At 32.1% G+C, this 7,328-nt stretch carries 8 protein-coding genes; 7 read left to right on the top strand and 1 reads right to left on the bottom strand.

Annotation, left to right across the window (positions count from 1 at the left end; genetic code table 11):
* From ABY863_RS11935 to ABY863_RS11905, 7 genes are all read left to right on the top strand, one after another.
* The coding region (locus ABY863_RS11935) for an acetylglutamate kinase (protein ID WP_372795128.1) at positions 1–561 on the top strand (561 nt) is incomplete at its 5' end.
* Between the two features lie 17 nt (positions 562–578).
* Complete coding sequence (locus tag ABY863_RS11930) at positions 579–1,775, top strand: acetylornithine transaminase (RefSeq protein WP_372795126.1); 1,197 nt, start codon at positions 579–581, stop codon at positions 1,773–1,775.
* Positions 1,768–2,805: an N-acetyl-gamma-glutamyl-phosphate reductase gene (gene argC / locus ABY863_RS11925; RefSeq protein WP_372795124.1), complete on the top strand. Its 1,038-nt coding sequence runs from the start codon at positions 1,768–1,770 to the stop codon at positions 2,803–2,805. Before ABY863_RS11930 ends, argC begins: the two co-directional genes overlap by 8 nt.
* Positions 2,806–2,850: 45 nt before the next feature.
* Positions 2,851–4,062: a bifunctional glutamate N-acetyltransferase/amino-acid acetyltransferase ArgJ gene (argJ, locus tag ABY863_RS11920; protein WP_372795122.1), complete on the top strand. Its 1,212-nt coding sequence runs from the start codon at positions 2,851–2,853 to the stop codon at positions 4,060–4,062.
* A 40-nt stretch (positions 4,063–4,102) separates the two neighbouring features.
* Positions 4,103–5,176 carry an alanine racemase gene (locus ABY863_RS11915; RefSeq protein WP_372795120.1) on the top strand — a complete coding sequence of 358 codons (1,074 nt, stop codon included), beginning with the start codon at positions 4,103–4,105 and terminating at the stop codon, positions 5,174–5,176.
* Between the two features lie 135 nt (positions 5,177–5,311).
* Positions 5,312–6,634 carry a S28 family serine protease gene (locus ABY863_RS11910; protein WP_372795118.1) on the top strand — a complete coding sequence of 441 codons (1,323 nt, stop codon included), beginning with the start codon at positions 5,312–5,314 and terminating at the stop codon, positions 6,632–6,634.
* A 61-nt stretch (positions 6,635–6,695) separates the two neighbouring features.
* Positions 6,696–6,914, top strand: coding sequence for a DUF6500 family protein (locus tag ABY863_RS11905; RefSeq protein WP_372795116.1), 219 nt, complete (start codon positions 6,696–6,698; stop codon positions 6,912–6,914).
* A 10-nt stretch (positions 6,915–6,924) separates the two neighbouring features.
* Here the strand turns inward: ABY863_RS11905 and ABY863_RS11900 are convergent.
* On the bottom strand, positions 6,925–7,328 hold a 404-nt coding region (locus ABY863_RS11900), incomplete at its 5' end, for a DUF4407 domain-containing protein (RefSeq protein ID WP_372795114.1).

The following is a 7,328-nucleotide window of genomic DNA, read 5'->3' as shown; positions in this document are numbered from 1 at the left end:
CTAATTTCTATAATTAATGCAATGGGGCATAAAGCAGTTGGTTTATCAGGTAAAGATGGACAAATAGTAACTGCAAAAAAACGTTTGCATGAGCATACAATAAACGGAAAGATAGAAATGGTGGATTTAGGACAAGTAGGAGATGTAGAAAGCGTTGACACTTCCTTAGTCCAATTGTTGTTGGAAAATGATTTTATTCCAGTAATCACTTGTATTGCTTCAGATAAAAAGGGTAACGATTATAATATTAATGGCGATCTGTTTGCAGGTCATATCGCTGGCGCTCTTTCAGCAGAACAATATATTATTTTAACAGATGTTGATGGATTAATGCTTGATAAGGACAATCCAGCTTCCATTATACATGAACTGAAAGTCGCCGAAATAAATCACCTAAAAGAAATAAAATGCATTCAGGGTGGAATGATTCCTAAAATGGATTCTTGTGAAATTGCCTTAGAAAAAGGAGCCAAACGCGCAAGAATCATCAATGGGACCATCCCTGAACAGATTTCAACCCTTTTTGAAAATCAAGAAATGGGAACAAGCATCACTGCATAATTTAAAGAATTTATACTATGACACAAAAATTGAATAAAACATATAACAACCTTGATAAAAAGTATTATTTACAAACTTTTAAACGCTACCCCTTAACATTTGATCATGGGAAAGGTTCCAATATTTGGGATGTGGAAGGCAATGAATATATTGATATGTTAGGAGGTATTGCTGTTAATAGCGTTGGTCATTGCCATCCAAAAGTGGTAAAAGCAATTCAGGATCAAGCAGCTAAATTAATTCATATTTCAAACTTTTATTTGAGTGAACCACAGGTGATGCTCTCTAAAAAACTGGTGGAATTATCAGGTTTAGATCGGGTTTTTTTTACCAATAGCGGTGCGGAATCTGTTGAAGGTGCTATAAAAATAGCACGTAAATATGCACACAGTATTGGACGCGGAGGAACTATTATTTCTTTTGAAAACTCCTTTCACGGACGTACAATGGCAACTATTGCTACAGGTAAAAAAGCATATCAAAAAGGATTTGAACCCATTCCACAGGGATTTTCTCAAGTGCCATTTAATGATATAGAAGCCATAAAAAAAGTTGTTGATAATAGTACAGCAGCCATTATTATAGAACCTATCCAAGGAGAAGGTGGTGTTAATATTGTAGATAAAACTTTCCTTAAAGCATTAAGAGATTTTTGTGATGAACAACGTATTGTTTTGATATTTGATGAAATTCAGTGTGGTGTTGGTCGAACAGGAAAAATGTTTGCTAAAGAACATTTTGGGGTAGAACCGGATATTATGACTTTAGCGAAAGCTTTAGGAAGTGGTGTTCCAATTGGAGCTATTCTTTCAAATAAAAAAGTGAGCTCGGCGATTGAATTTGGGGATCACGGAACAACTTTTGGAGGAAATCCATTGGTGTGTGCCGCTTCATTGGCAACCATAGAAGTTATTGAATCTGAAAATCTGATGAAGCAGGCTGAGGAAAAAGGCAATTGGTTAAAATCGAAAATTGAAGGAATGAAAAATCCAGACATTAAAGAAGTTCGCGGAGAGGGACTGATGATAGGTGTGGAATTTAATTTTGAAACAAAGCCTTTGGTGGTGAAAATGCTTGAAAATGGAGTATTGGCAAATGCCACAGCCAATAATGTGCTACGTTTAGTACCGCCTTTAAACATCAGCTATGAAGATTTGGAAAAGGCAATGGAAGTATTAATAAAATCTTTAAAAGAACTAAAAGACAATGGATAAAAAGAAGATAGGAGTTATAGGGGCAACTGGTTATACAGGATCGGAATTAGTACGTATCCTCACCAATCATCCAGATGTTGAAATTACCATGATTACTTCTGAAAGTAGGGCAGGTGAATTATTTTCTGATGTTCATCCTTTTTTGCAAGGAATAGCTGATCAAAAATTAGTATCAATCAATGATATTGATAATTACGAACTGGATCTTGTTTTTCTTGCTTTGCCACATGGCGTTTCTATGGACTTTGTGAAACGTTTTAAAGATAAATCTTTTAAAATTATTGATCTTTCTGGTGATTTTCGTTTGAGTTCAAAGGAAGTTTATGAAGAATGGTATAAACTAAACCATATTTTTCCTGAAGGAATTGAAAAAGCAGTTTTCGGAAGTCCGGAATTATATTTCGATAAAATTGAAGATGCAAATCTAATTGCAAATCCAGGCTGTTTTCCTACAAGTGCCATTTTAGGCCTTGCTCCTTTATTAAAAGCCAACTTGATTGAGGAAGATCGTATTATTATAGATTCAAAAACAGGTGTTACAGGAGCGGGGATTAAAGCAAAAACTGTAAACCTTTATTCTAATGTAAATGATAATTTTAAGGCATACGGACTTAAAAACCACAGACATACTATTGAAATGCAAGGAATATTAGATGAGGTTTCAGGAAAAGAAACACGTATTCAATTTACACCACATTTATTGCCTGTAGATAGGGGGATTTTAACCACTATTTATGCGCGGCCTACAGAAAAAATGGATGAAATTAAACTGAAAGAACTTTATAATAATTTTTATGAAAATGCGCCTTTTGTGAGGTTAAGGAAACAAGAACCAGCCATAAAAGATGTGAGGGGAACCAATTATTGTGATTTATTCGTAACTTATGATGAACGAACCAATATGATAATTGTGATAAGTGTTATAGACAATCTTATTAAAGGTGCGGCTGGACAAGCAATTCAAAATATGAATATTATGTTTGGTCTGGATCAAACCAATGGACTGAATCTAATACCGTTAAACCCTTAATATTTAATTTAATACAAAATTAAACAAACAATAATATTTATTGAAATGATTAAAAATATAACAAACGTAAGAGGAATTACTTGTTGGGGAGCACATACTGGTGTTAAATCTATGAAAAGGGATTTAGCCATTATTTTTTCAAAAGTGCCGGCAAGTGCGGCAGCGGTGTTTACTCAAAATCAAGTGGTTGCAGCACCAGTTACCGTTTCAAAAAAACATATTGCAAACGGTATAGCTCAAGCCATTGTAGTTAATGCTGGAAATGCTAATGCCGCTACAGGAAAACAAGGAATGGAAGGAGCTGAAGCTATGACACAATCGTTGGCTGAAGAATTAAAAATAGACAATGAATTGGTGTTAGTCGCTTCAACAGGTATTATCGGGGTCAAATTTCCAACTACTGAAATTGTTGAAGGAATTCGGGAAAACGCAAAAAATCTGACCAACAGATCCAATGCCGGATCCTTTGTTGCAAATGCAATTTTAACTACAGACACTTTTGCTAAAGAAGGTTTTGTAGAGTTTGAAGTTGATGGTCGTGAAATTAATATGGGAGGAATTGCGAAAGGTTCTGGAATGATTCATCCAAATATGGCCACAATGTTGGCGTTTATTGTTACTGATATTGCTATTGAACCTAAGTTTTTAAAAAAAATAGTAAATGAGATCGTAGATAAATCGTTTAATATGATAACCGTAGATGGTGATACATCCACCAATGATATGGTTATCGTATTAGCTAATGGTTTGGCTCAAAATGATATCATCAAATCAAAAAAAGACAAAGGGTACGAAATTTTTAGTAAGCATCTTGAAGAAATGATGGTGCATTTGGCACAGCTTATTGTTTCAGATGGAGAAGGAGCCTCAAAGTTTATTGAATATGAAATAGTGAATGCACCAACAGAAGAGTATGCAAGAATAATGATTCGGAAAATTTCAGATTCGGCACTTGTTAAAACCGCTATGTTTGGTCGCGATCCTAATTGGGGAAGGATTATTAGCGCAGCGGGTAATGCAGGCCTTCCTTTTGATTATGAAAAAATTGATCTTTATATCGGTTCTGATCAAAAAACGGTAAAGGTATTGGAACAGGGAATTCCATTGGAATTCAACCCTAATTATATCAAAAAACTATTGAGGGAGTCGCATCTTAAAATTGTGCTGGATCTTCACAATGGGAAAGCCAAATCAAAAGGCTGGGGAACAGATTTAACAACGGATTATGTACTATTTAATTCGGTGTATACAACGTAATAAATTACAGTGTTTAATTTTTTAAGATTAAATAATAATTATGGCATATATAACTTTAAACAGAAAATCATTAGCAATAAATTACAGCTATCTTCAACAATTATTTAAAAAAAACAGTATTGAATGGGCACCTGTTTTGAAGATGCTTTGTGGAAACAAAACGTATCTTGAATATGTTTTATCCTTAGGAGATGAGCAAGTTTGTGATGCTCGATTATCAAATTTAAAAAAAATAAAATCTATAAACCCTAACAAAGAAACTATTTACATAAAACCACCTGCAAAGCGAAGTATAGCCAATGTGGTGAAATATGCAGATGTTAGTTTTAATACAGAATTCACAACCATAAAATGGCTGTCTGAAGAGGCTGTAAAGCAAGAAAAAATACACCGAATTATTATTATGATTGAATTGGGTGACTTGCGTGAAGGAATTTTGGGTGAACATTTGATGACATTTTACAAAAAAATATTTGAGCTGCCTAATATTACAGTATCAGGTATTGGAGCAAATCTAAATTGTTTAAGTGGGATAATGCCCAGCAAAGATAAATTGATTCAACTAAGTTTATATGAGCAATTGATTGAAGCAAAATTTGGAAAGAAAATTGAATATGTTTCAGGAGGATCTTCTGTAATGATTCCACTTTTATTAAATAAACAAATTCCTAAGGGTGTTAATCATTTCAGAATTGGGGAAACCTTATTTTTTGGTGTTGATTTATTTAGAAATAAAACAATTTCTAAAATGAAGAATGATGTTTTTATGTTGTACGCAGAAATAATTGAAGTAACAGAAAAATCTATTGTTCCTTATGGAGAAATGGAAGAAAATCCATCAGGAGAAACACTTGAAATTAACCCAGAAGATTACGGAAAAAATCATAGTAGAGGAATTTTAGATATAGGGCTTTTGGATATTTCTAACACTGAATTTATTATTCCAGTTGACAAAGAAATTTCCTTTATTGGAGCAAGTTCTGATATGCTGGTTGTGGATTTAAGCAAAACTTCAAAAAAATACAAAGTTGGAGACTTGGTAATGTTTAAAATGAAATATATGGGTGCCTTACGTATCATGAATTCAGAGTATATTGAAAAGAAACTTATTTGATGTATTGTTTTCTCTTTCGGTTATTAAGAATAGTATTTAAAGGAATAAAATTTACTTCAAAATTGCTTTCAAAGCAAAAAAAACTTCCTTAATTTTAAGCGCTTTTCACTATAGCATTTATTTAAAATAAACACTATGAAATTTTATAAATCCCTTATATTATTTGTTGCAATAAGTTTTTCAATTATTTCTTGCCGAGTTGTTAAGTTAGATCCCATTGAAATTTTAACTTTCGAACAAAAATTAGAACAACTTTTTCCTGATGCCGAAATAACTAAAATAGATGTGAAAGATCATTTTACAAAAGCATTTCAATTAATTTTAAATGAACCTTTAGATCATAATAATTATGATGCTGGCACATTTAAACATTACGTTTACTTGTCACATACTGATGTAAAAAAGCCAATGGTATTAATTACTGAAGGTTATAGTGCAAATCCAAGTACTTATGAATTAAGTAAAATATTTAAAGGAAATCAGCTACAGGTTGAATATCGTTTTTATGGAAAATCACGTCCTGATTCTATTCAATGGAAATACTTAAAAAATGATCAGGCTATTGAAGATTATCACCAATTAGTAACAAAACTAAAATCATTGTATAAAGGTAAATGGATTTCAACTGGAATCAGTAAAGGTGGTGAAACGGTTTTAATTTACAAATCTAAATATCCGTACGATGTGGATGTTGCAGTCCCTTATGTTGCTCCTTTAATTGATACACAAGAAGATATAAGAACTCAAATTCATATTAATTCGATTGGAAGTGATGAATGCCGAGCGAAAATCACAAAATTTCAAAGGCAAGTTTTAGAAAATAGAGATGAGGTTTTGACTGAAATTTCTAGCTATGCGGGGGAAAAGAATATGAGTTTTAATGAACTTTCTACTGAAGAAGCCTTGGAATATGCAGTATTAGAATTTCCATTTTCTTTTTGGCAGTGGGGTGGTAATTGTGAAGAAATTCCAGGTGAAAATGCTACAGCTAGTGAATTATTTAATTATGTAAATAGTATTGTAGGTATTAGTTTTTATAATGATGAAACTTATTACGATTTATTGCCGTCGTATTACCAGCATATGACAGAACTTGGTTATTATGGTTTTGATACAACTCCAGTTAAAGATTTACTAAAAGTTGTTCATAAACCTACAAATTTACGTTTTGCACCAAAAAATATAGACTTAACTTTAAACCAAAACTATATAAAAAAAGTTCGTGATTATGTTGAAAATCAAGGAAATAAAATTCTTTATATTTATGGAGAATATGATACATGGGGTGCTTGTGCTCCAAACCCAAAACCCCATATAAATGCGCTTAAAATGATTTTAAAAAAAGGGTCTCATAAAACTAGAATCAACCATTTTTCTAATGAAGACAAACAGCTTATTTATAACAAGTTACAAAATTGGTTGGGTTATAGTGTTACTATTTATCCTTTAGAGAATTAATTTAATATAGTGATAGTTTTAGAGTGTAATTTACAAGGAGAAAAATAAGATTATTAAAGCGATGGATTTAATATTTAAACAAAAAATGATTGCTATTTGCGATGATAAAATTGCAAATAAAGGAATAAATGTAGGTCTGTCTTTTTATGCCTTTTTTGCAAATAAAAATAACAATCCCGAGTTATTAATGGAAGTTGCTGAATGGTGGATTAAAACAAATAAATTAGACCATTTTGAAAAAGCTTTTAAAATAAAAAAATTGGTAGAAGCTTTAAATTAGGATTGTGATATTATTCAACAACACTTTTCTGACTTTTATAAAAAGCATCTGCTTGAAATTGCATAATTTCTCGTGCCTTTTGTTTTTTGTAATTGTATAATACTTCTTCCTCTGCTAGTTCGTTGTATATGTTTTCGTTTAAAATAGTATCAGCTTTTAAAACTTGCTCACGCTGATTTACTTTTTGTGTTACCCAAGTTTTTACAGCATTTTCAATGTCTTGTAATTTGAAATCGTATTCTCCTTTTGGAGCAATTAATTTAGCTAAAATTGGCGAAGTTTCTATGGCTAAAAATAGTAGAAAGATAAAAAAGGAAGGAAGCCACGGCAATTGGTTTAAAGCGTTTATTCTTGCCATTAACCCGTCAAAGCCATCAATTATAGGTTGTGTTGTTTTTACTTGTGAATTTTGCT

This window comes from Lutibacter sp., assembly GCF_041562875.1.
Classification (GTDB): Bacteria; Bacteroidota; Bacteroidia; order Flavobacteriales; family Flavobacteriaceae; genus Lutibacter.
Note: the sequence above shows the minus strand (reverse complement) of the source record. Positions and strands in the feature narration are given on the sequence as shown.

Bases quoted from the DNA above. Each gene is read 5' to 3' on its own strand.
- ABY863_RS11905 (WP_372795116.1), top strand. From the start codon at position 6,696: ATGGATTTAATATTTAAACAAAAAATGATTGCTATTTGCGATGATAAA.
- ABY863_RS11915 (WP_372795120.1), top strand. From the start codon at position 4,103: ATGGCATATATAACTTTAAACAGAAAATCATTAGCAATAAATTACAGC.
- argJ (WP_372795122.1), top strand. From the start codon at position 2,851: ATGATTAAAAATATAACAAACGTAAGAGGAATTACTTGTTGGGGAGCA.
- ABY863_RS11910 (WP_372795118.1), top strand. From the start codon at position 5,312: ATGAAATTTTATAAATCCCTTATATTATTTGTTGCAATAAGTTTTTCA.
- ABY863_RS11930 (WP_372795126.1), top strand. From the start codon at position 579: ATGACACAAAAATTGAATAAAACATATAACAACCTTGATAAAAAGTAT.
- argC (WP_372795124.1), top strand. From the start codon at position 1,768: ATGGATAAAAAGAAGATAGGAGTTATAGGGGCAACTGGTTATACAGGA.